Annotated in this window: 21 protein-coding genes; 16 read left to right on the top strand and 5 right to left on the bottom strand. The window is 43.5% G+C overall.

Features of this window, described 5'->3' with window-relative positions; genetic code table 11:
• Positions 1–22: 22 nt before the first annotated feature.
• The 4 genes from gcvP (at position 23) to H6G77_RS08450 (ending at position 6,077) form a co-directional block, all read left to right on the top strand.
• Entirely contained in the window at positions 23–2,941 is a 2,919-nt protein-coding gene (gene gcvP, locus H6G77_RS08465; RefSeq protein WP_190871323.1) for an aminomethyl-transferring glycine dehydrogenase, read from the top strand.
• 293 nt (positions 2,942–3,234) lie between these two features.
• Positions 3,235–4,194 carry an AEC family transporter gene (locus H6G77_RS08460; protein WP_190590399.1) on the top strand — a complete coding sequence of 320 codons (960 nt, stop codon included), beginning with the start codon at positions 3,235–3,237 and terminating at the stop codon, positions 4,192–4,194.
• Positions 4,195–4,518: 324 nt separating this feature from the next.
• Positions 4,519–5,424 (top strand): M23 family metallopeptidase, encoded by a 906-nt coding sequence (locus H6G77_RS08455; RefSeq protein ID WP_190871322.1) that lies wholly within the window; start codon positions 4,519–4,521, stop codon positions 5,422–5,424.
• Positions 5,425–5,534: 110 nt separating this feature from the next.
• Complete coding sequence (locus tag H6G77_RS08450; protein WP_190590397.1) at positions 5,535–6,077, top strand: late competence development ComFB family protein; 543 nt, start codon at positions 5,535–5,537, stop codon at positions 6,075–6,077.
• A gap of 76 nt (positions 6,078–6,153) precedes the next feature.
• Here the strand turns inward: H6G77_RS08450 and H6G77_RS08445 are convergent, their stop codons facing one another.
• On the bottom strand, positions 6,154–6,927 hold the full coding sequence (locus H6G77_RS08445; RefSeq protein ID WP_190871321.1) for a L,D-transpeptidase: 774 nt from the start codon (positions 6,925–6,927) through the stop codon (positions 6,154–6,156).
• A 283-nt stretch (positions 6,928–7,210) separates the two neighbouring features.
• Here H6G77_RS08445 and H6G77_RS08440 point away from each other — a divergent pair, with 283 nt between their 5' ends.
• The 3 genes from H6G77_RS08440 to H6G77_RS08430 all read left to right on the top strand — a co-directional run bounded on the left by H6G77_RS08440 (position 7,211) and on the right by H6G77_RS08430 (position 9,421).
• Positions 7,211–7,360, top strand: coding sequence for a hypothetical protein (locus H6G77_RS08440; RefSeq protein ID WP_190590395.1), 150 nt, complete (start codon positions 7,211–7,213; stop codon positions 7,358–7,360).
• Between the two features lie 613 nt (positions 7,361–7,973).
• Positions 7,974–8,630, top strand: a complete 657-nt coding sequence (locus H6G77_RS08435; protein WP_190590394.1) for a sigma-70 family RNA polymerase sigma factor — start codon at positions 7,974–7,976, stop codon at positions 8,628–8,630.
• Between the two features lie 167 nt (positions 8,631–8,797).
• Positions 8,798–9,421, top strand: coding sequence for an anti-sigma factor (locus H6G77_RS08430; RefSeq protein WP_190590393.1), 624 nt, complete (start codon positions 8,798–8,800; stop codon positions 9,419–9,421).
• A gap of 87 nt (positions 9,422–9,508) precedes the next feature.
• Here H6G77_RS08430 and H6G77_RS08425 read toward each other — a convergent pair whose 3' ends face one another.
• A complete protein-coding gene (locus H6G77_RS08425; RefSeq protein WP_190669202.1) occupies positions 9,509–9,955 on the bottom strand; it encodes a gamma-glutamylcyclotransferase in 447 nt (148 codons plus the stop codon).
• A gap of 10 nt (positions 9,956–9,965) precedes the next feature.
• Positions 9,966–10,328, bottom strand: coding sequence for a dihydroneopterin aldolase (gene folB, locus H6G77_RS08420; RefSeq protein WP_190669201.1), 363 nt, complete (start codon positions 10,326–10,328; stop codon positions 9,966–9,968).
• A gap of 815 nt (positions 10,329–11,143) precedes the next feature.
• On the opposite strand from folB, the gene H6G77_RS08415 reads away from it, so the two are divergent.
• From H6G77_RS08415 to menB, 5 genes are all read left to right on the top strand, one after another.
• On the top strand, positions 11,144–12,253 hold the full coding sequence (locus H6G77_RS08415; protein ID WP_190590390.1) for a sodium-dependent bicarbonate transport family permease: 1,110 nt from the start codon (positions 11,144–11,146) through the stop codon (positions 12,251–12,253).
• Positions 12,254–12,338: 85 nt separating this feature from the next.
• Positions 12,339–12,671 (top strand): P-II family nitrogen regulator, encoded by a 333-nt coding sequence (locus tag H6G77_RS08410; protein WP_190590389.1) that lies wholly within the window; start codon positions 12,339–12,341, stop codon positions 12,669–12,671.
• A gap of 221 nt (positions 12,672–12,892) precedes the next feature.
• On the top strand, positions 12,893–14,305 hold the full coding sequence (locus H6G77_RS08405; RefSeq protein ID WP_190590388.1) for a cation:proton antiporter: 1,413 nt from the start codon (positions 12,893–12,895) through the stop codon (positions 14,303–14,305).
• A gap of 222 nt (positions 14,306–14,527) precedes the next feature.
• Positions 14,528–16,249, top strand: a complete 1,722-nt coding sequence (gene menD / locus H6G77_RS08400; RefSeq protein ID WP_190871320.1) for a 2-succinyl-5-enolpyruvyl-6-hydroxy-3-cyclohexene-1-carboxylic-acid synthase — start codon at positions 14,528–14,530, stop codon at positions 16,247–16,249.
• A 505-nt stretch (positions 16,250–16,754) separates the two neighbouring features.
• Positions 16,755–17,588 (top strand): 1,4-dihydroxy-2-naphthoyl-CoA synthase, encoded by an 834-nt coding sequence (gene menB / locus H6G77_RS08395; RefSeq protein ID WP_190590386.1) that lies wholly within the window; start codon positions 16,755–16,757, stop codon positions 17,586–17,588.
• A gap of 125 nt (positions 17,589–17,713) precedes the next feature.
• Here the strand turns inward: menB and H6G77_RS08390 are convergent, their stop codons facing one another.
• A complete protein-coding gene (locus tag H6G77_RS08390) occupies positions 17,714–18,049 on the bottom strand; it encodes a hypothetical protein (protein WP_190590385.1) in 336 nt (111 codons plus the stop codon).
• A gap of 1,128 nt (positions 18,050–19,177) precedes the next feature.
• Positions 19,178–19,720, bottom strand: coding sequence for a DUF721 domain-containing protein (locus H6G77_RS08385; protein WP_190871319.1), 543 nt, complete (start codon positions 19,718–19,720; stop codon positions 19,178–19,180).
• 126 nt (positions 19,721–19,846) lie between these two features.
• Between H6G77_RS08385 and H6G77_RS08380 the strand changes: the two genes are divergently transcribed.
• The 4 genes from H6G77_RS08380 (at position 19,847) to H6G77_RS08365 (ending at position 23,563) form a co-directional block, all read left to right on the top strand.
• Positions 19,847–21,070, top strand: a complete 1,224-nt coding sequence (locus H6G77_RS08380) for a hypothetical protein (protein ID WP_190871318.1) — start codon at positions 19,847–19,849, stop codon at positions 21,068–21,070.
• A gap of 90 nt (positions 21,071–21,160) precedes the next feature.
• A complete protein-coding gene (locus H6G77_RS08375; protein WP_190871317.1) occupies positions 21,161–21,868 on the top strand; it encodes a PspA/IM30 family protein in 708 nt (235 codons plus the stop codon).
• A gap of 160 nt (positions 21,869–22,028) precedes the next feature.
• Positions 22,029–22,814, top strand: coding sequence for a PspA/IM30 family protein (locus tag H6G77_RS08370; RefSeq protein ID WP_190590381.1), 786 nt, complete (start codon positions 22,029–22,031; stop codon positions 22,812–22,814).
• A 413-nt stretch (positions 22,815–23,227) separates the two neighbouring features.
• Positions 23,228–23,563, top strand: coding sequence for a co-chaperone YbbN (locus tag H6G77_RS08365; RefSeq protein WP_190669181.1), 336 nt, complete (start codon positions 23,228–23,230; stop codon positions 23,561–23,563).
• The last annotated feature ends 20 nt before the right edge of the window (positions 23,564–23,583 follow it).

The following is a 23,583-nucleotide window of genomic DNA, read 5'->3' as shown; positions in this document are numbered from 1 at the left end:
AGTTGCGTCCGGAGTTCGATTTGTGGTATTCCATGCCCCTCAAACCCAGTCTACCCTTCCTGAAAATACAGCGTACTCTAATTTTTTAGAACGACATATAGGCCCCAACACCAAAGACATTCAGCAAATGTTGGAAGTTCTGGGTTTTGCCAGCCTAGACGAACTCATCGATCGCACAGTACCACAAGCCATCCGATCGCAGCAAACACTACAATTACCCGACGCACAAAGTGAATATGCCGCCTTAGCAAAGTTAAAAAACATTGCGGCTAAAAATCAAGTGTGTCGTTCCTACATCGGTATGGGATATTACGACTGCGTTACCCCGCCTGTAATTGGTCGTAATATCTTAGAAAATCCTGGTTGGTACACTGCATACACCCCCTATCAGCCCGAAATTGCCCAAGGACGGTTAGAAGCACTGCTGAATTTCCAAACTATGATTATTGACTTAACAGGTTTGGAAATTGCCAACGCTTCCTTACTCGATGAAGCCACCGCCGCCGCCGAAGCCATGAGTCTGAGTTATGGTGTCAGCAAAACGAAAGCCCATAGCTATTTTGTTTCCCGTGACTGTCATCCCCAAACCATTGATGTCTTACAAACACGAGCAAAACCTCTAGGAATCAATATTATTATCGGCGACCATCAAACTTTTGATTTTGCTGAACCGATTTTTGGCGCAGTCTTGCAATACCCAGCCACCGATGGCACTATCTACGACTATCGCGCCTTTATCGAAAAAGCCCATACAGTCGGGGCGTTAGTTACAGTCGCCGCCGACCCCCTCAGCTTAACTTTACTCACCCCGCCCGGTGAATTTGGTGCGGACATTGCTGTAGGTAGTACTCAACGCTTTGGTATTCCCTTGGGGTTTGGCGGCCCTCATGCTGCTTACTTTGCCACCAAAGAAGAGTATAAACGCCAAGTTCCAGGGCGCATTGTTGGGTTATCTAGAGATGTCAACGGTAAGCCTGCATTACGTCTAGCACTGCAAACCCGCGAACAACACATCCGCAGAGAAAAAGCCACCAGTAATATTTGTACCGCCCAGGTACTATTGGCGGTAATGGCTGGTATGTACGCCGTGTATCACGGGCCAGAGGGACTGAAGAATATTGCCGAAAATATTCACCAGTTAACTGTAATTTTGGCAGCAGGCTTAAAGCGTCTGGGTTACAAAATTAGTTCAGAAAATGTATTTGATACGTTACGAGTAGAGTTAGGTACACAAAACCTCGAAACTATTCTTGCAGGTTGCCAAGGTAGGAATATCAACTTACGAATTTTTGATGAGACTGCTGTTGGTATATCTTTAGATGAGACAACTACAGCAGAAGATTTAATCGACCTGTGGCAGATTTTCGCTGGTCAAGATGAATTATCTTTCTCTGTAGAAGAATTAACAAATTCCACTACCGATATTTTGCCACGCCGTCAAAGCAGCTACCTCACCCATCCCGTATTTAACCGCTATCACTCCGAAACAGAGTTGTTACGTTATCTGCACAAACTAGAAACCAAGGATTTATCCCTAACAACATCGATGATTCCTTTGGGTTCTTGTACCATGAAACTAAACGCAACCGCCGAAATGATTCCGGTGAGTTGGGAGGAATTTGGCAAGATACACCCCTTTGCACCACCATCACAAACACGCGGTTATCAAATTCTGTTTCAGCAACTTGAAGCGTGGTTAGCGGAAATTACTGGGTTTGCGGGAATTTCTTTACAACCAAATGCAGGTTCCCAAGGAGAATACGCCGGACTGTTGGTCATTCATGAATATCATGCTAGTCGCGGCGAAGCACACCGCAACATCTGTTTAATTCCCACCTCCGCGCATGGAACCAACCCAGCAAGTGCGGTGATGTGTGGGATGAAAGTCGTAGCCGTTGCCTGTGATGCTGACGGTAATATTGATGTAGAAGACCTCAAAGCCAAAGCCGAAAAGCACAGTAGTGAACTGGCGGCGTTGATGGTGACATATCCTTCAACTCACGGTGTATTTGAGGAAGCCATTCAAGAAATTTGTCAAGTTATACACCGTCACGGTGGACAAGTATACATGGATGGGGCAAACATGAACGCCCAAGTCGGGTTGTGTCGTCCCGGCGATATTGGTGCAGATGTTTGTCACTTGAATTTGCACAAAACCTTCTGTATTCCTCACGGTGGCGGTGGCCCTGGTATGGGGCCAATTGGTGTCGCATCCCATCTCGTACCCTTCCTCCCCGGACACGCCGTAGTTCCCATAAATAAACCCACTCCCCACTCCCCACTCCCCACTCCCCACTCAACAGGCGCAGTCGCCGCCGCACCTTGGGGTAGTGCCAGCATCTTAGTCATTTCTTGGATGTATATTGCCATGATGGGGGCGGCTGGTTTAACCCAAGCAACGAAAGTGGCAATTTTGAATGCTAACTACATTGCCAAGCGACTAGAAAACTACTATCCAGTGTTGTACAAAGGTAAAAATAACTTAGTTGCCCATGAATGTATTTTAGATTTGCGATCGCTCAAAAAATCCGCCAACATCGATATCGATGATGTTGCTAAACGATTAATGGACTATGGTTTCCATGCGCCGACAGTCTCCTGGCCTGTGGCGGGAACTATCATGGTAGAACCCACAGAAAGCGAATCAAAAGCAGAATTAGACCGTTTTTGTGATGCTTTGATTGCTATTCGTCAAGAAATTGCCGAAATTGAATCAGGCAAAATGGATATTGAAGATAATCTTTTGAAAAACGCACCCCACACCGCCGAAAGTCTCATCGCTGGCGAATGGACTCATCCCTATTCCCGCGAACAAGCCGCCTACCCCGCACCTTGGACGCGCGATGCAAAATTCTGGCCTACTGTCGGTCGTATTGATGCTGCTTTTGGCGACAAAAACTTTGTCTGTGCTTGTTTACCAATGGAGGCCTACGCAGAATAAATAACGCCGTGTGCGACTTTCTCTCAAACCTAACCCCCAACCCCTTCCCTACCAGGGAAGGGGAGCAAGATTCAAAGCCTCTCTCCGTTTCGGGGAGCCAGCGCGTTGCGGAGGTTCCCTCCGTTGTAGCGACTGGCGTGAGAGGTTTGGAGAGGGGTTTCAAGAATAAGTCGCACATCGCGTTAAATGATAATGTAAGAGGCTGTGCTGAATTTTAGATTTTGAATTTTAGATTTGAGATTCAATCCAAAATCCACAATTTCTTGACACCTCAACCAAGGTGCCACTCTATCATGATTGAAAGTTTGATTCATGCTTACACCCCGCTTTTCCTGTGGATTGGGATAGGATTATTAGGTTCTCGATTAACTTCAGATAATTTTCTCAAGTGGCTGGGGAACAGCTTGTATTGGGTGGGAGTGCCATTACAACTTTTTGTTTTAGCACGTCATACTGATTTATCTCACGGCTTCCTCATCCCTGGAGTTGCAGTTGCAGTATTACTGCTGAGTTTGGTTTTAGCATTGTTGATTTGGCAAGCTATACGGTGGTTCCGACATCATCAACAGCCAGCCTCAGAATCAGCCGTGGACATGCCATTGATGCAAGCTAGTTTAGGCAGTTTTATTCTCGCTACCATTTTAGGGAATACTGGTTTTGTTGGACTCACCCTCACCCAAGTCCTTACTAGTCCAGCCAACAACGACTGGGCAGTATTATTCAGCGTTACCAACAACGTCATCGGCACTTATGGTATAGCAGTCTTAATTGCCAGCTATTTTGGTAAAAGCACAATCAATCAGCACTGGTGGACTCAGCTACGCGATTTAATTACAGTTCCTAGCTTGTGGACATTTTTTCTGGGCTTGAGTACTCAATTTATCCAATTACCAGCAGTTGTTGAGTCAGGATTAGAACAAGCTGTTTGGGTAGTCATCGCCTTGGCTTTGTTACTCGTCGGTCTGCGTTTAGGTACAATTACAGGCTGGAAAAGTATTAAAATTGCTTCTATTGCCAGCGTCCTGAAAGTCTTTATTGTACCTGTATTAGTGGGATTGATCGCCACCTTTTTTGGTGTAACTGGTGAACAACGTTTAGTACTAGTGTTAATGTCCGGTACACCTACTGGTCTTTCTGTATTAATTTTGGCAGAAGTTTATGATTTAGATCGCAACTTATTAGCCAGCAGTATTGCCTTGACATTTATTGGCTTATTTATAGCACTGCCTTTGTGGCTTTTGTGGTTTAGTTGATTTTGATAACCACTTTAATAATTTTTGATACAACTTCTATTTGAGTAATCAATCTTAGGACACTATAATGTATCGGCAAAACAAGGGTTGGCAACAACAACGCTTAACCATGTTTTAGCTTATTGTTTGCTTGACTGCCTAGAGTATTTCATGGAAACAAATGATGATTATTGGCGATCGCATCCAAATCGGTATAGCTTATTCATTAGAATGTTTATTGACATAATATTATGGTGTTCAAAAATAATTACATTGCGGACAAAGCCCTAGCAATGATCATTTAGGCTAGATGTTCACAAAAGAAAGGAATTATATTATATTTCTATGATTATCGAGAATCATACTAAAAGTTCTCAGAGTCGGCTAGTAACTCGCCACACAAAAAATCTTTTCTACGGGATATTTATCTCTTTACCTCTGGGATTGGCATTACCAGCAGCAGCTTTACAAGTACAGTTATCTCCGAGTAATCCCCAGTTGGGAGACACCCTGTCGGTAATGATTGATGTCACCCAAGAAAATAATCAGCAACCAACAGTAGTAGTAGGTGAGAAAACTTACCCAGCCTTTGCTGTTGCACCAAACAAATATCGAGCCTTCATTCCCACCACTCCCCTAGAAACAGCAGGAAATCGAACCTTAAAAATTGCGGGAGATGGTCAAGTTAAGAATTTAACAGTCAAATTGCGATCGCGCAAATTTCCCATACAACGCATCACCCTCCCACCAGGGAAATCCGCCGATGGAGCCACCGAACATGAACTCAAGCGTGTCGCTGCCTTCAAAGCTTTGCAAACCCCTGAAAAATATTGGGACGGCAAATTCCTCGCACCCAGCAAAGCCCGGATTAGTACAATCTATGGCGTACGTCGTTACTATAATGGTAAATTTGCAAAGGATTATTATCATCGGGGTGTAGACTACGCCGGAGCCGCAGGATCACCTGTAACCGCCCCAGCATCTGGAAGAGTTGCTTTAGTGGGTACAGTTTCACAAGGCTTCCGAGTTCATGGCAATGTAGTCGGGATTGATCACGGTCAAGGAGTAACCAGCATATTGTTACATTTAAGTCGCATTAACGTTAAGGAAGGCGACTTTGTGAAAGCTGGTCAATTAATTGGCGCAGTTGGTTCAACTGGCGCGTCTACAGGGCCGCACTTGCACTGGGGCTTGTATGTCAATGGCCAATCTGTTGACCCTGTACCCTGGCGAACACAGATTTTTCAATAAAAAATGTTAACTAATAACCTGTGTGCATAATTTGTAGATTATGCACCGATAATTGGGCAAGATAAATTGGATTTGTACCGTCCTTACCTTACTTGGGTGGCTTAAAAAAGATGAGCGTTATGAGTATTGAAAAAATTGTAGAACAAGCTCTTCAGGATGGTTATCTCACACCAGCAATGGAAGCAGAAGTTGGGCGAATTTGTGATAACGCATCGGAACTCTCAATAGAAGAGTATATGGCCCTGGATCGATTAATGGGAGCTTTATTAACAGGTGAAGTAGTGGCGGTACCTCGCAAACAATTTATCAACGTCATGGAAGAATTGGTGTTGACAGAAGCGATCGCCCGTGTTGCCGAGATTGAAGCTACCAGCGAAAGTTCTCTTGATGTGGGTGATATCGCTGCCTATGCCCTCAACCGCCTGCCACCTTTATATGCCACAACAGAAGAAGGTGCTAACTACCAACGACAACGTGCCAGGGCCGAATTACAAGAGTTGATTTCTCAGCAAGTCGGCGAAGCAATCGGTCGCAACCTCGACCAACCCAACATCGGAGATAACAGAACACCATTTTTGGTAAAAAGCAATGAAGTGCTGCGTCAAGTTAGTAGCTTACTCCAAGTCTACGCCCCTAGCTTCGAGCAGAAATAAATTTTGGTCAATAGTCAATAGTTGATGGTTAGGATGTTTTAACACAAACTCTTGACTATGGACTTTTGACTCTTGATTAATCACGCACTGTTACCAATGTGCCGACTTTAACTTGGTCATATAACAAACGGACATCAGAATTACGCATTCTCAAGCAACCGTGAGAAATGGCAGTTCCTAACAAATGGATATCTGGTGTGCCATGAAACCCAATTTCATTGCGTCCATCTGTCCAAAAGCCAATCCAACGCTCCCCCAAAGGGCTGTCACTACCAGCAGGAAACACTTTACCAGTAATGGGGTGTCGCCAAATCGGGTCATGCTGCATATTCATGACTTGAAAAGAACCCGTAGGTGTTTCCCAGCCTTTTTTCCCTATAGCAATTGGATAACTAGCGATAACCAAATCTCCTTGATAAACATAAGTGCGGCGATCGCTTAAATCAACCACCACTTGCATTTTCATCCCCCCCAGTTTACTAGCCGTTTTTTGTTGAGTGGAAAACTGGGTAAAAAATGATTTTGGTTGCGTATCAGTATTTCGATTTTCTTTTGATTCTGACTCAGCGCCAACAAATCTTCTGTTATTAGGTATAGCCGTATCCCTAGCTACATTTCGGATGACTATACCTGACTTACGATCAGAATCCTGTTTTGGAATAGATTCATCAGCAGTTGTAGACGCGCCAAAGGCTGTCTCTCCTATACTCCCAGGAAACTTCCGATTAGGGGCAGAATTATCCGACTGTTGTTGTGTTGTCGTCACTCGCCAATGGACAGCTAAAGACAAGATGGCTGCGCCAAAACAGAGAAACATTGCTACACGCGTTATAGATTCATTTCTTATCATTGCGATCGCCTATTATTTATCCCTGACAGATCCATCTCTTGGAATAATTGAATGCGCTCATCATCCAATTATCAATAATTCATAAATACTTATCTGTTTCCTTATATATTCGCCAATCTTTCTGGGCAAACTTAACTTAAGCAAATGTCCCAGCAAATAAAACTTCTGGAGAGAAACCTTGATTCCTGTAAAGACCGAACGCAGGTTTCCTCCGTTCAGGCTTGTTTCTAGAACTCTCCAAGTACGGTAATTAATTATTAATGGTGTGGGTGGGAGATAATTCATGTTTGAAAAACTATTGTTAGCAGTCACAATCACATTTTCCATTAATTTCTTTCTTCAAGTTCGGATCACAAATCCAGCGAACACTGATGCTATTTATCAAGAACATCCAGAAAAAACTACAATTCTGGTAACTAGACCCAATAAATAACATGAGTTTTCCAGGATGCCAGCAGAAATTCATAATGTCTGACTCATAATTAATAATTATGAATTTCTGCGAGCTTCATCATCTCCGGCAACAATCACCAAAAACAAGATTCTACTCTACCCTTAGTGAAGTTACCACAATCTTTAAAACAGTCTAACGACTTCTTCAAACTCAATTCAGTATTCAAAGTAGAAGCTCAGAAATTTAGCTATTCGTCTGTCAACAGATTTAGATTTTTGCCGTGAGGGTGAGGGGTGAGGAGGCAGGGGAGCAGGGGGCAGGGGAGCAGGGAGCAGGTGACAGGTTACAGGTGATAGGTGATAACAGATTTAATCTGATATACATAAAAAACAAAATTTGTCAAGGGTAAATAGTCAGTTGCTATCAGCCGCACAATTATAGGTAAAACACCTATAAGTATAAATGTGGCTTGATTCAACAGCAAACCCTATTTTTTGGTGGAAAACTAGAGTTCAGCACCATTGTTGTAACCAGGAATCTCACCAAAATTCGGGGCTTTTGTGTTCCAGTCATTAATCCGGCACTTAAATCAGGAACATACTGTCATTTCATAGGTCTAATAGTAAGGGATGATTTAAAGCGAATACGATCTATGAGTCAATCGATTGCTGTATCCTGGTCAACGGTTGATGCGAAATATTCAGAAGCATCGGTGCAAGTTGACAAGCTCTCAAACCACGATTTAATTTTGCGCTGTCAAGCGGGATTGCGTCCAGATCGTGCTGCGTTTGCAGAACTCCTGCGTCGCTATCAAACCCAAGTAGATAGGGTTTTATACCACTTAGCGCCCGATTGGGCGGATAGAGCCGACTTGGCTCAAGAAGTGTGGATTCGAGTCTATCGGAATATTAACCGATTACAAGAACCTGCTAAGTTTCGCGGCTGGTTAAGCCGGATTGCTACTAACTTGTTTTACGATGAATTGCGTAAACGCAAGCGGGTTGTGAGTCCATTGTCCCTAGATGCTCCCCGTGCGGTAGATGATGGCGAAATGGATTGGGAAATTGCTGGTGATACTCCAGGGCCAGAAGAGGAGTTGACCACCAGAGAATTTTATGAGCAACTGCGAGAAGCGATCGCTGACTTACCAGAAGTTTTTCGGACTACAATCGTCTTAAGAGAAATTGAAGGCATGGCTTATGAAGAAATCGCCGAAATCACAGGGGTTTCTTTGGGTACGGTAAAATCAAGAATAGCTAGAGCCAGATCCAGACTGCAAGCGCAATTGCAAAATTATCTAGATACCTAAATTACAATCTCTTTCCTTTGTTAAATGCGATAATTTAAACATTGATTAAGAATTGTGAGGAATCAAAACGTCTGCTGCTGCCGTCAGGAAAAATCAGGAATTGATCAATGAATTTCTGAGAATTACTAGCTTGCTTTACCCGTGTATGGATTAGTAATAATGTTAAGATGACTACTGATTCTCAGTTTAACGACCGTTCCCACTCACAACTTACTGGAGATTTGTCAGCAGGGATGGATCAACATACCAATGAATCAACGGGTACTACAGATATGGTGAAGCGCGATCGCTTCGAGTTATTAAGTGCATACCTCGATGGTGAGGTAACAGCTACAGAACGCAGGCAAGTAGAAGAATGGTTGGCTAATGATGCCTCTGTTCAATGCCTGTACGCTAGATTATTAAAACTGCGGCAAGGTTTACGGACTTTACCAGTTCCAGACACCGCACAATCACCAGAAGTCACAGCCCAAAAAGTCTTCTCTCGGTTGAGTCGTCGCTCACGCCTAGCCTGGACATTTGGTGGTGCGGCTGTTGCAGCTTGTTTTATTAGTGTAGTTTCGGGTTTGCTACCTGGAAGTGAATCTAGGACACCGCAACTGGCACAAAAACCCCCAGCAGAAATCGAATCTCCATCAGCCGCTAAAACATCTACTACCCCCACAGCACCCCTGATGGTGGCGATAAATAACCCAGTGATTGAAATTCCCAAAGCAGCAGTCACTACCCCAGAAAGCACTATTGACTTCAACCAGCCGGAACTGAACAACGTTCAGCCAGACTTGAATTAATCCCAAGTCAATCAATTTTGGATTTTAGATTCTTTCCCTGAATATTTTGGCTCTTGAATTTTCAATCCAAAATCCAAAATTTAAAATCTAAAATTCAGTGAGTGCTAAACCACAACCACTCCACCAGCCATCAGCCAAAAAAGTGCCGTTGAACTGGTGAACAAGTTCTAAACTCATTACATAAACCCAAGCCCAACCCAGAACTTCGCCTTGGGGTGTGTACACTTCAACTCTTTGGCGATTGTAAAGATTTTCTGAGGTGGGTCGATGGGGTTGGTAATCTTCCAGGTAATCTAGCGATTGTAAAACCTGTGGGTCAGCGAAAGAAAGCAAATAGCCGTGGACTTGATTTTGTCCCGATGTCATCCCTGGGTAGCCCATAGGCAAAGCAAATAGCTTGCCTAATACGACTGCCCTTTTGGTATTTATTACCTTTTCTGCACAATATTTTTGATAATTAGCTTCACCGGGTTTTAGTGTACCGTAAACAAAAACCCGTAATTCTTCAGTAGATATTAATCTATTATCTATCACCTGTAACCTGTCACCTGTTACCTCTAGTCAGTTCAATTCTAATTTTGCCGCCAAAATCAGGAATAGGCGCGGCGGGTTTAGTAACAAAGACTTGGACTTGTGTGACGCGATCGCTCTGTTGCAAGATAGAGTCAGCGATTGTACCTGCTAACTTTTCTAGTAAAGCAAATTTAGATGTTTTAACTAAGCTTTGAATAGTGCTAATTACACTGCGATAATCAAGAGTATCTGCGATCGCATCCGTTTCAGCAGCTTGGGCAAGATCCAACCACAATTTAATATCCACCTCAAACCATTGTCCTAAAACTTGCTCTTCTGGCAAATATCCAGTGTAGCCATAGCAGCGAATTCCCGTTAAATGAATACAGTCCATAGTCTTCCAGATAAATTTGCCATACAGAATTTAACAAACATAGGACTTACATACAATGGTGAACCATCCCAATTAGAAGCACCATATATTTATAGAAGTCAAAATTTAAAAGTCAAGCAAAAAATGGTAATTATTCGTTCTATGCTTATAGCGTTTCTCATTCTATTGAGATACAAGCAAGAATAATTAACCGCCGATGGCAACAGAGAAATTTATACTTCAGCACTAGCCTGCTCTATTTATCATCCGGCTGATTTTGTCTAGTTTTTGGGGTTATTTAATCAGCTAAATTTATCGCTTATCCCAAGCAATCAGCTTTTACACTTTTCTCCAAAAATGGTATCAAATACTACTATTTTCTAGCGATCGCCAAACTTTTCGGTCTACTGACATTGTTCTGCTACTCCCGACCGACGGCTTCGCAGTTTTAGTGATCTAAAAACCATAGAAGAATATCTATACATACAAAAACTTTTTTTTTGATCACTAAGTAAATATTACTACCCAGAGTAGCGTAAAGTTAAGAATATCAAAATGATTTAACTATTACGATTTAGTTTTTCAAAGTTTGAAGTCGCTCGGCAATCTGTTGTCGAGACTTTTTTGAGTACGCGATCGCAGATGTTAGATTCCATTATCCAGCCGACTTTTATCTATAACCCATCCTTTATATGAAAAGGGTCGGTTCTAGTTCGTTTGATATACCGTTCATTGACCTCAATGATGGCAATCACCAATCTCATCCGGTTTAATAACCTCCGGTTCATTTAGTTCATTTATTGCAATACTCGTCATCCGAGGAGAAGGAGGCATTCGTGGATTTTGTGTCGTTGTTCGTGACGGACTTCATTGCCCAATTGCAGTCCCCAACACTCGCCTTTTTGATTGGTGGCATGATCATCGCTGCCCTCGGTAGCGAATTGGTCATTCCTGAGTCGATTTGTACGATCATCGTCTTCATGCTGCTCACCAAAATCGGTCTAACTGGTGGAATTGCGATCCGTAATTCTAACCTGACGGAGATGGTGTTACCCATGATCTTTGCTGTAATAACAGGGATTACGATTGTATTCATCTCGCGCTATACGTTAGCCAAGCTGCCAAAGGTCAAAGTCGTTGATGCGATCGCAACCGGGGGATTGTTTGGAGCCGTGAGTGGCTCTACAATGGCTGCCGGTCTGACAGTACTGGAAGAACAAAAGATGGCATACGAGGCATGGGCTGGCGCACTCTATCCCTTTATGGATATCCCCGCGCTGGTAACAGCAATTGTTGTGGCTAATATTTATCTCAACAAGAAGAAGCGTAAAGAAGCAGCCTACTCTCTTGAGCAGCCCGTTGTGGCTGGCGATTATCCCGATCAAAAAGATTATCCCAGCAGCCGGCAGGAGTATCTCAGCCAGCAGCAGGATGCTGGGGATAACAAAGTCAAGATATGGCCAATTATCGAGGAAAGCCTCCGGGGGCCTGCCCTATCGGCAATGTTGTTAGGTCTAGCTCTGGGACTGTTCACCCAACCGGAAAGTGTCTATAAAAGCTTCTACGATCCCGCCTTTCGTGGCTTGCTTTCAATCTTGATGCTGGTCATGGGGATGGAAGCTTGGTCAAGAATTGGCGAACTGCGTAAGGTAGCCCAGTGGTATGTTGTGTATAGTGTGGTGGCACCGTTTGTACATGGGTTAATTGCCTTCGGTCTCGGCATGATTGCCCACCAAGTCGCGGGATTCAGCATGGGCGGTGTTGTGATTCTAGCTGTCATCGCCTCCTCCAGTTCCGACATCTCAGGGCCGCCCACATTGCGAGCTGGTATCCCGTCAGCTAATCCATCTGCCTATATAGGCGCGTCCACAGCCGTCGGTACGCCAGTTGCGATCGGCTTGTGTATACCGTTCTTCCTCGGACTTGCCCAAGCGATCGGCGGCTAATCCCAGATGGATTGAGGTCTGTCGGCGCTTCCTTGATCGGGCAGACCAAGTAAATCAATGTACATCATTTCAGGAGGTAAGCAACATGGCCAAGCGTGCCAACAAGCTCGTCATCGTTACGGAAAAGGTTCTGCTGAAAAAGGTCGCCAAGATCATCGATGAATGCGGGGCGACCGGTTATACGGTTGTGGATACTGGCGGTAAAGGCAGTCGCAACGTGCGCTCTACAGGTAAACCCAACACTGCCGATACCGATTCAAATGTCAAGTTCGAGGTACTCACCGAAACCAGGGAGATGGCAGAGAAGATTGCGGATAAGGTCGCAATCACTTTTTTCACCGATTATGCGGGCATTATCTATATCTGTGAAGCAGAGGTACTGTACGGGAGACATTTCTGTGGGCCAGAGGGCTGTTAAATCGAAATGACGCGCCACGAAAGGAGCAAGCCATTGGAGCGAGTTTCTGTGGGTCAGACATCTGTTGCACCGAGACAAAGCGACCCCAAAGGCCGAGGTCATGACCTCGGCTTTTGAGTGGCCGTGTTTCCTGTCCGCAGGACGTTTACCCTGGTGCAGAAGTCATTTCCCCCGCAGTTTTATAATTTCCTCAAACCCTTAACCTTCATTCCTTTAAACTCATGATCTTGTCCAACATTCTGCCTCCTTTCAGTGGGGGGATGACCGCTCTCTTGGCTCCGATACCATTCCTGGCGACCGTTGTTGCTGAGGATTCACCGATTATTCTGTCTGGCGTATTGCTGACACTGGTGGTGATTTATCTGGCCAGCAAGTTCGGCGCAGAGGTCGCTAGACGCTTGGATTTTCCACCAGTTCTGGGGGAACTGGTCGCCGGTGTGATTGTTGGCGTTTCGGCATTGCACCTAGTGATCTTTCCTGAAGGGGGGCTGTCTGCCTCTGACTCGGTGGTTATGACGGCGCTGCAAAAATTGAATCAATTGGCACCGGATGCCCTGACCCGAATCTTTGAGTCGCAAAGTGAAGTGATTTCGGTTCTAGCTGAAATCGGCGTGATTATTCTGCTGTTTGAAATTGGACTGGAATCCGATCTGCGGCAACTGAAGGAAGTGGGAATTCAAGCCACAGTTGTCGCCTGTGTTGGGGTCGCGGCACCTTTTGCGGCAGGTACGGCAGGTTTAATGCTGCTCTTTCATGTCGCAGCCATTCCCGCGATTTTTGCAGGGGCCGCGTTAACGGCAACGAGTATCGGCATTACTTCTAAAGTGTTGTCAGAGTTGGGTCAACTCAAATCAAAAGAAGGGCAAATCATTGTTGGCGCGGCGGTGATTGATGATGTCCTCGGCATTATTGTCTTGGCTGTAGTCGCTAGTTTAGCCAAAACCGGTGAAATTGATGTTGCCAATGTCATTTACTTGATTGTCGGCGCTACGGCATTCTTGATTGGATCAATTTTGTTGGGGGGTGTCTTTAACAAAAGTTTTGTGGCGATCGTAGAGCAGCTCAAAACCCGTGGAAATATCGTCATTCCAGCATTTATCTTCGCTTTCTTTATGGCATTTTTAGGCAATGCCATTCACCTCGAAGCGATTTTGGGTGCTTTTGCAGCAGGTTTGGTACTTGATGAAACCGATGCCCGGAATGAGTTAGATGAATTAATCAAACCGATCTCTGATTTGCTGGTACCCGTCTTCTTTGTGACAGTGGGAGCGCGTGCCGACCTCGGTGTTTTGAACCCAGCAGTACCGGAGAATCGTGCAGGACTATTGATTGCTGTCTTTTTGGTAGGAGTGGCGATTATTGGCAAGCTGATCACAGGATGGGCAGTGTTTGGACAACCAGGCATCAATCGAGTAGCGATCGGGGTTGGGATGATTCCACGAGGTGAGGTGGGTCTAGTATTTGCCGGCATTGGTTCAGCTAGTGGCATTTTGGATAAGCCCCTGGAAGTGTCAATTATTATCATGGTAATTTTGACAACTTTTCTGGCTCCACCTTTTTTACGGGTTGCCTTTGGTTCATCCACGAATCCCATCCCAGAATCTACCACGCCTGTAGAAACAGCGAGTGAGTAACGCTTTTACGAGATTGCGGCTGTTGACACCAAAATTGTTTGTGGGGATTGGGTGTAAAGGTGAAAAGGTGTAGGGTTTAAGGGTTTTGAACACCTCATACTATTCCTACTCCCCACTCCCTACTCCCTACTCCCTAGTATCTTTAGATTGCAACTTGGCATCACACTCTCGTCCCCTGTTCCCTTTAAAATTGAATATTGTCTGATAGCTACCTTGGATTTGATGCTGGTCGCCTATAAGAATGTTAATCAAATTTGGGCTTTTGTCTTAACGGAGACATTAAAGCGACTGGGTTTAACTTGTGCTGTAATTTGTCCTGGTTCTCGTTCTACACCTTTAACAGTTGCCTTTGCTCAACAAGTACCAGATATTGAAGCTATATCTATTCTCGATGAACGTTCTGCGGCTTTTTTTGCCTTGGGAGTAGCTAAAGCCACCGGAAAACCTGTAGCACTGGTTTGTACTTCGGGTACAGCAGGGGCAAACTTTTATCCAGCCGTCATAGAAGCTAAAGAAAGCCGCGTACCACTTTTAGTATTAACAACTGATAGACCACCAGAACTGCGAGATTGTCATTCTGGTCAAACCATCGACCAAGTGAAATTATATGGTAGTTATCCCAACTGGCAAACTGAGTTAGCCTTACCTTCGGCAAATACAGAAATGCTGGCTTATTTGCGGCAAATGGTAATGTATGCCTGGGAGAGAATGCAAATATCAACGCCAGGGGTAGTACATTTAAATATTCCCTTCCGTGACCCCCTTGCGCCAGTTCCCGATGGTACTGACTTTCAGTTTGACCCAGAAGAATTCTTCTCAGCCGTTACCAATAATATTTCTACTCCCCATACCACACTGCCTACTCCCCCAGCATGGCAAAATTGCGATCGCGGTGTAATTATTGCCGGAGTTGCCCAACCACAAAATCCTGAAAATTATTGTAGAGCGATCGCTAAACTTTCCCAAACGCTGCAATGGCCTGTTCTGGCTGAGGGACTCTCACCACTGAGAAATTACGCCGACCTCAACCCCTATTTAATTTCCACCTACGACCTGATTTTACGTAATCAGCAATTGGCAAAGCAGTTAGCACCCAAAATGGTCATTCAGGTAGGAGATATGCCTACCAGTAAAGAACTACGGACTTGGTTGAATACGACACAAGCCCAACGCTGGATAATTGACCCCAGTGACCAAAATCTTGACCCCCTCCACGGCAAAACCACACATTTACGAATCAGTGTCGAAACTTTAGATATCAGGGGAAGTGACAATCAAAATTCGCCATCGGAATATCTGCAAAATTGGTGTATTGCAGAAGCAAAAGTCAGGACTGCCGTTGACCAGACGATGACGACAATGGAGAATTTATTTGAAGGGAAAGCAGCTTGGTTGTTGTCTCAAACATTACCCCCAGTAACACCGTTTTTTATTGCCAATAGTATGCCTGTGCGAGATGTAGAGTATTTTTGGCGACCGAATAATTTAAGAGTACGGACATATTTTAACCGTGGTGCGAATGGGATTGATGGCACATTATCCACTGCGTTAGGAATTGCCCATCGTCAACAAAGCAGTGTGATGTTGACAGGAGATTTAGCATTATTACATGACACCAATGGTTTTTTAATCCGCAATAAATTTGTCGGTCATCTCACAATTATTTTAATTAATAACAACGGCGGCGGTATTTTTGAAATGTTACCTATCGCCAAATTCGACCCACCTTTTGAAGAATTTTTCGGCACACCCCAAGATATTAATTTTGCTCAATTGTGTGCTACATACAGTGTACAGCACGAATTAATTACTTCTTGGGAAGAGTTACAGGGAAAACTAAATTCGTTACCAACTCAAGGAATCAGAGTTTTAGAGGTGCAGACAAATCGGAAAGCTGATGCTAAATGGCGACAGGAAAATCTAGGAAAATTTGGGCGTTGCTGATTAGTGAGATGTTTTTTGTTTCGCGCACAGTCTCAAAAAATCGATAGTTAAACTAATACAGGTCGGCGTAAATAAACAGACCAGAAGAAATTGCTAAAACGCTGGTATTATCAATATTCTTTCTTTTTCCTTTTGACTTTTGCCTTGTTGTACTAGCCTCTTTTTCACCCTTGCCCCTTTACCTACACAGTGATAAGTAGAAGGACTAAATTAAACCTAATTTGAGATGACCGGGTTTGGATACTTCGACTGCGCTCAGTATCCAAACTTCGACTGCGCTCAGTATCCAAACTTCGACAGGCTAAGTACATCGCTTCGCGGGAGTTGAGCGAAGTCGAAACTCAACCCTCTTCTAGCCAGCTGATCGAGCATTGAGCGCAGTCGAAATGCGTCTTCTAAATAATTGTGTCCACTTACTTAGTACATCTTTTGATTTGAAAGTAATTTAGCGATCGCTTCTCAGTCCGCGATAAAATTCTCAAGCACGATAGCGCAATTCATTCTCATGCAAGTTAACTGGCAATCTGTCAAAACCTACGAAGATATCCTGTATCACAAAACCGATGGTATTGCAAAAATCACCATCAACCGTCCCCATAAACGCAATGCTTTCCGCCCAAAGACAGTCTTTGAACTCTACGATGCCTTTTGTGATGCCCGTGAAGATACAAGTATTGGGGTAGTTCTATTTACTGGGGCTGGCCCTCACACTGATGGCAAGTACGCTTTTTGTGCTGGTGGTGATCAAAGTGTGCGAGGACAAGCGGGTTATGTTGATGATGCGGGAATTCCTCGCTTGAATGTGCTGGATTTACAGCGATTGATCCGTTCGATGCCAAAAGTGGTAATTGCTTTAGTCGCGGGATATGCGATCGGTGGTGGGCATGTTTTACATTTGATTTGCGACCTCACCATTGCAGCTGATAATGCTATTTTTGGTCAAACTGGCCCCAAAGTCGGCAGTTTTGATGGTGGTTTTGGGGCTAGTTATCTCGCCCGCAGTGTTGGGCAGAAAAAAGCACGAGAAATTTGGTTTCTCTGTCGGCAATATGATGCTCAACAAGCCCTGGATATGGGTTTAATTAACTGTATTGTGCCTGTAGAAGAATTAGAAAATGAAGGTGTTCAATGGGCGCAAGAAATTTTACAAAAAAGCCCCATTGCCATTCGCTGTCTGAAAGCTGCATTTAACGCCGATTGTGATGGACAAGCAGGTTTACAAGAACTGGCGGGGAATGCAACTTTACTTTATTACATGACTGAAGAAGGTGCAGAAGGTAAGCAAGCATTTTTAGAAAAGCGATCGCCTAATTTTCGCTCTTTCCCTTGGCTACCTTAAAAATGGCAAAAATCGCACCTCCAGCTATACCACAATTGGTATCAGGTGCGATTTTTCCAAATGTCAAAGTTTACAGCACTAGCAATTTTTAAGAGAAATATTTTTTTAATGTCTATAAACTGAGTTTAATAAGAAATAGTTGCTAAATTAGCACTTACTGTTTTAGCCTCAGTCTCTTCAGGAATTAAATTAGCTATTTCTTCTATAGGCACAACTGTTATATTGTCTGCCACAGAAACTAGAGAATGAACACCATCTAAAACAGGTGTTCCATCTGGCAAACTCCAAGAGTCTTCTAAAGTTTCCCAAGAAGGAGCAAAAGGTGGGATCGCTAAGGCGCAAGCTTTCCAACTGGCTTGCACATGCGCTCCCAACTGTTGACAAGTTCCGCCACGGCGACCTTCTGGTTTGTAATGACGACAATATCTACAGGCAGATGTCAAAAATTTTATCGGTTTCATTTGAGTTCATCTTTCGTGCTGTTCAGGGCTGGTTGATATGTTTATATTTTGCTCCTAGATATAAATACGTAATATTGCCAACAAATGATTATTTACTCTAGGTTCTAGCGATCCCAACAGAAAAATAAACTTCAGGATGTTTTTAGAATCTTGTTATATTTGTAAATGATTGGTAAAGTATTTACCTACTAGTTTTTAGCTCAAACAAGCTAGGGATCAAGGCTAAAACTAAAAGTTTAGATTTAAGCTGGGTTTAACTTTAATTTTTTTTGACACCTTATATAGCTAGTTAACGATAAAATTGTGTATTTAATGTAGCTATTTGAGTTGAAACTTACATAGTTCTTACTGAGATGGCATCAGGGAAAATTGCTAGACTGAGAAATAATGTTTACTCAATTCAGTCCTGAGTTGCGTTAAAAATAAAAATTGTGATGTGTCAATCAGTACTCAGAACGGAGATAACCAGGGAAAGTTTGAGTATGGACGTTACCTAAAATCCTGGTAAAAATTTTAGTTAAACTCCTAGCTATAGGAATACGGTTTGATTTCTGAATCTAGTTGTGTAAGCAGGGAGTAGGGAATGGGGAGTAGGGAGTAGGAAAGACGGCTGATCTGGGTGTACTGATTTTTTTCATAAATCAAATATGATTCCTATAAATGTAGGCTGCTATTTCCAATCCAAAATGGTATGCGATGTTATGGCATTCCTATTTGATATTTGAGCAACACAGATAAGGGAGACAAGGTAGACAAGGAAGAGAGATGTTTATAAATCATTGAGGATTGCTATGTCAGCCCAAACTTGATTTTTGGGGAGGAATCTCAAGGCATAACTCCAGTTAATAATTTCTAACTGTTTATGGAAGCGCCAAAAATTAACTCTAGATTTCTTAAGTATTTTCCAGGAAACCTATAGAGAATATGAAATTTACAAAAGCTTTGCGATTTTTTTTGTAAAAATATCAATTTTATTAAATATTGTTTACATATAGGACTCATATTTGAGCCAAGTGGCGTGTGTACTGATTCAAAATCCTTACACCCCAAACCCTTTCACCCTTACACCCAATCTCCACAGATAATCTTTGTGCGTAAGTCCTGACATATTCAGGAGTGAGGCAGGTTTTAAAACTGCTTAGATGCACAAATAGCGCAAACTTGCCAGCGATGGAGTTCGCCTGGAGGTGTGGGAGAATGACATTGGGGACACAAAGGTAAATTATGCGATCGCATTTGCATTTTTTTCGCCCATTCCCCAAAAGCTGTTTGAGGAGTTTCCTGTAAAGGCGCAGCATCAATTTGAACAGCACCCGCCTTTCCCAGATAACTAGGATGTTCTTGGGGTAAATTTGTGGTTAGTTGGGGTTTGGCTGATGAATTTTGCCAGCCAGCCGTAGAGAAGCGAATATCAACCAACGGCGCAGGTAACTTTGGATTTAAATTTAAAAGAATAATTTGGCGTTTGAAAGCGAGATTTTGCGCCCAAGCCGCACTGGAAGTTGCCACACGCAAAACATCTCGCTGAATCATGATTGGTTGGGTATGTTTAGCGGCTACTGCACCTACCACCTCTGCCCAAAAATGCAGCACTTTTTGAAATGGCTGTTCTTGCCATCTGGCTTGCTGTTCTAAACAGCCTAAAATATCATTGACTGATTTCAAAGACATCTTTACTTCCAAGTGCTGAAATTCAAGATAGTTCAAGAAAGTCTATAGTGATGAGAAATTTTTCGCTACCATTAGCACAAATTATCTAAAGTTAAACTAACAGTCTAGGTTTGAGGCAGACAGGTAATGAGTCAAAACTCGCCGATAGATTCCGGTATTCAATTATCTAAAACACCTGAGTTGAAGCCAGCACTAGCCGCAGCCCTGGCCAGTTTAGAAGTGCAGCTAGACCAAGAGTTGGCTAGATACCGTCGTTCACGTATAGCAGCCAAGACAGCTTATCAAGCCCAAACAGGTAGTAACGTTAACACTCAACTCCAAAATACAACAGCAATCACGGCATTAACTGGCAAAACTCAGCTACCTGTCACAGAAGTTAAACCCAGTATACCGCCTGCACCTGTGACGGAAGTGTCTATCGAAAAACCGGTCACAGTAGCCAAGACTGAAATAACAACTCCACCCCAGCCAACATCTTTTACCGATTCCCAGCAAACTCAAATTCCCCTACCATCACCCAAGTCAACTAGCAGTATCGTGCCTGCAACTGTCAAGGCGGCTGAAAGTGAAAATTTGATGTCAACGAAAGAAACTCCGACTCAGCCAGATGATTACTTAGAATCCAGTGAGGCCTTGTTGCGGAGTCTCAATGATGAACAACCACAACCAACCAAGCCACCCAGTAATTCTCAAGATAGTTTGCTATCGCCTTTGGGTATCGGCTCTATGTTGCTATTGTTGATGGCTAGTCTGACATTGGGCTATGTAGTTTTTAATCCCAAAAGCTTGCCGCAGTTGAGTTTCGATAAAATATTTAACAGAAATTCTGCAACTAATACCAATCCAACCCAGACTCAGTCAGCCGCCAGCCAATCTCAGCCCCCAGAACAAACCGAACTCACTCCCATACCCAAATATCCCAACTTAGCGGCAAAAGAATTTCCCGAACTGAAAGATCCTAACGATATTGTTGGTTTACAACCAAAAACTCCCCCAAATGCGGCCGCACCTGTAAATCCACCTGTGGTAATTGCCCCACCAGCAGTTAATCCTTTACCAGAGGTGCAGCCAGTACAGCCATTGAATGTATCACCCATCCCCACAACACAGCCTCTCGTCACTACACCCCAGGTAAATAGCGAAATCAAACCCGCAGCAGATGGGTTTTATCACATTGTTATGGATAATGAAGGCGATCGCAGTTTTGCGACTGCCAAGCAAATAGTTCCTGATGCTTATTTATCGGGTGACAATAAACTGATTCATCTTGCTGCTTTAAAAACCAAAGAACAGGTTGCACAACGATTACAAGAACTACAAGCTAAAGGAATTAAAGCACGGGTGCAGTGAAACTAAGTGATCTACATCTAAGATAGGATGGGGAAAATATCAAGAATATGCTCTGCCTGTTGACTGGCAAAAAGTGAATGGAGAGCTGAAATGGAATTAATCAAGCGTATCCTGCGGGTGATTCGGGCTAACTTAAATAGTCTGATAGGCAGTGCAGAAGATCCAGAAAAACTTTTGGAACAAGCCGTCGCCGAAATGCAAGACAATTTAGTGCGATTACGACAAGGTGTAGCGCAGGCAATTGCTACCCAAAAACGTACAGAACGCCAAGCCATAGCAGCCCAAGCGGCGGCAGAAAAATGGTATCGTAACGCTCAACTCGCCATAGAACAAGGCAATGAAATTCTAGCCAGAGAAGCTTTGACAAAACGTCGTGCTTACCAAGAAACTGCCACATCTTTGTCGAATCAAATTGGGCAACAAACAGAAATTGTCAACCGTCTGAAAACAGATATGCGATCGCTAGAGGCTAAAATCTCGGAAGCCAAAACTAAAAAAGATATGTATATCGCCCGCGCCCGTTCGGCGGAAGCATCTTATAAACTCCAAGAAATGCTGAGTGGTGTTTCCGCGACTAGTAGTTTGAATGCTTTTGAGCGGATGGAAGAAAAAGTATTGCAAATAGAAGCGCAATCAGATGCCATCTCGCAACTAGATAGCGATGACTTACAAAAACAATTTACTTCCCTAGAATCTGGTAACAGTATTGATGCGGAATTGGCCAGTATGAAACAACAAGTACTCCATGAATCAGACAATACACCACTACGGCAATTGCCCCAAACTCCAGAGTCTTAAAAACTGGTCAATTGCTATGAATAGGGTATATCTTAGCAATTATGGGGTATCGGGGGGTACCGAACCAAACCAGAAAGATTACATTTAAATAAGAAACTATTACATAGTAAAAACCTTAACTGTTCATCCAAGTACCGAAACTGCCAAAGGAAAAGTAATTATGGGATTATTTGATCGGATTAAACGAGTCGTCAGTGCCAATATCAATGACTTGGTAAATAAAGCTGAAGATCCAGAAAAAATGCTAGAGCAAGCAGTTCTGGAAATGCAGGAAGACTTGGTACAGTTGAAACAAGGTGTTGCTCAAGCGATCGCTGCTCAAAAACGGACTGAAAAACAGTACAACGACAATCTCAACGAAGTTAATAAATGGCAGCGCAACGCCCAATTAGCACTGCAAAAAGGCGATGAAAACTTGGCACGTCAAGCCCTAGAACGGAAAAAAACTTTTAACGATACTGTTACAGCCCTCAAAGCCAGTTTAGATCAGCAAGTCGCCCAAGTTGAAACTCTTAAACGTAATTTAATTCAGCTAGAAAGCAAAATCTCCGAAGCCAAAACCAAAAAAGAAATGCTCAAAGCGCGGATTACTACCGCTAAAGCCCAAGAGCAACTCGAAGGTATGGTACGTGGGATGAACAGCAGCAGTGCAATGGCAGCTTTTGAGCGGATGGAAGAAAAAGTCCTGATGCAAGAAGCTCGCGCCCAATCCGCCGCAGAATTAGCTGGTGCTGATTTAGAAAGTCAGTTTGCCCGTTTAGAAGCAGGAAGTGATGTTGATGATGAATTGGCAGCTTTAAAAGCTTCACTAGCACCCGCCAGCCCCCCAAATCAACCCCAACTACCACCACAGCAAACAACTCCTTCCCAAACTACCCCTCCCCAAACCAATGAAGTTGTTGACGCTGAGTTGGAATCTCTACGCAAGCAACTAGATCAAATGTAAATAGGACTTATGCACAAAGATGGTCTGTGGAGATTGGGTGAAAGGGTGAAAGGGTTTTGAATAAGTACACACCTGAACCCCTACACCCTCGCCAAAACCCTTGATTTTTTGCTTTGATGCGTAAGTCCTAGTAAAATCCGATTGGATAAGCTCTTAGACACTCGAACTGCATATTCTGGGGTTGAGACTTGCATTAGTCATTTGTCAACGCAGATGACCAAGAGCGACCTTTAGGAGTAATAATTTAATTTAGATGTGTTTAGCTTACTGATTTGAGCTAGTCCCACACCTGTTGGCTGTGGGATTTTGCGTCAGTAGTCAACAGTCCATGAATTATCGACTATGGACTATTGACAAGTTTGGGATAAAGTATTTTTTGTGCCAAGTATTAATGACCACTAATGGAGACTGCCATGAGTAAGGGTGTAATCACCATCACTGATGCTGAGTTTGAAACCGAAGTGTTGAAATCTGAGCAGCCTGTATTAGTTTACTTTTGGGCTTCTTGGTGCGGCCCATGTCAGTTAATGTCACCACTGATTAATTTAGCGGCCAACCAATATAGCGATCGCCTAAAAATTGTCAAAATGGAAATTGACCCCAACCCCATTTCTGTCAAACAGTATGGGGTAGAAGGTGTACCAGCCTTAAGGCTCATCCAAGGGGAAAAATTATTAGAATCCACTGAGGGAGTTATTAGTAAAGACAAATTATTGAGTCTGCTAGATACCCATTTAAATAACAATTAGTCATTAGTCATTGGTCATTG

The sequence above is a fragment of the Aulosira sp. FACHB-615 genome (assembly GCF_014698045.1).
Taxonomy (GTDB): Bacteria; Cyanobacteriota; Cyanobacteriia; order Cyanobacteriales; family Nostocaceae; genus Nostoc_B.
The sequence above is the reverse complement of the archived record's forward strand: the minus strand, read 5'-3'. Positions and strand labels throughout refer to the sequence as shown.

Coding starts and splice junctions, on each gene's coding strand:
- H6G77_RS08460 (WP_190590399.1), top strand. CDS start 3,235: ATGATTGAAAGTTTGATTCATGCTTACACCCCGCTTTTCCTGTGGATT.
- H6G77_RS08450 (WP_190590397.1), top strand. CDS start 5,535: ATGAGCGTTATGAGTATTGAAAAAATTGTAGAACAAGCTCTTCAGGAT.
- H6G77_RS08380 (WP_190871318.1), top strand. CDS start 19,847: ATGAGTCAAAACTCGCCGATAGATTCCGGTATTCAATTATCTAAAACA.
- H6G77_RS08430 (WP_190590393.1), top strand. CDS start 8,798: ATGACTACTGATTCTCAGTTTAACGACCGTTCCCACTCACAACTTACT.
- H6G77_RS08375 (WP_190871317.1), top strand. CDS start 21,161: ATGGAATTAATCAAGCGTATCCTGCGGGTGATTCGGGCTAACTTAAAT.
- H6G77_RS08390 (WP_190590385.1), bottom strand. CDS start 18,049: ATGAAACCGATAAAATTTTTGACATCTGCCTGTAGATATTGTCGTCAT.
- H6G77_RS08410 (WP_190590389.1), top strand. CDS start 12,339: ATGGCCAAGCGTGCCAACAAGCTCGTCATCGTTACGGAAAAGGTTCTG.
- menB (WP_190590386.1), top strand. CDS start 16,755: ATGCAAGTTAACTGGCAATCTGTCAAAACCTACGAAGATATCCTGTAT.
- H6G77_RS08365 (WP_190669181.1), top strand. CDS start 23,228: ATGAGTAAGGGTGTAATCACCATCACTGATGCTGAGTTTGAAACCGAA.
- folB (WP_190669201.1), bottom strand. CDS start 10,328: ATGGACTGTATTCATTTAACGGGAATTCGCTGCTATGGCTACACTGGA.
- H6G77_RS08370 (WP_190590381.1), top strand. CDS start 22,029: ATGGGATTATTTGATCGGATTAAACGAGTCGTCAGTGCCAATATCAAT.
- H6G77_RS08435 (WP_190590394.1), top strand. CDS start 7,974: ATGAGTCAATCGATTGCTGTATCCTGGTCAACGGTTGATGCGAAATAT.
- H6G77_RS08385 (WP_190871319.1), bottom strand. CDS start 19,720: ATGTCTTTGAAATCAGTCAATGATATTTTAGGCTGTTTAGAACAGCAA.
- H6G77_RS08455 (WP_190871322.1), top strand. CDS start 4,519: ATGATTATCGAGAATCATACTAAAAGTTCTCAGAGTCGGCTAGTAACT.
- H6G77_RS08405 (WP_190590388.1), top strand. CDS start 12,893: ATGATCTTGTCCAACATTCTGCCTCCTTTCAGTGGGGGGATGACCGCT.
- H6G77_RS08445 (WP_190871321.1), bottom strand. CDS start 6,927: ATGATAAGAAATGAATCTATAACGCGTGTAGCAATGTTTCTCTGTTTT.
- H6G77_RS08440 (WP_190590395.1), top strand. CDS start 7,211: ATGTTTGAAAAACTATTGTTAGCAGTCACAATCACATTTTCCATTAAT.
- menD (WP_190871320.1), top strand. CDS start 14,528: ATGCTGGTCGCCTATAAGAATGTTAATCAAATTTGGGCTTTTGTCTTA.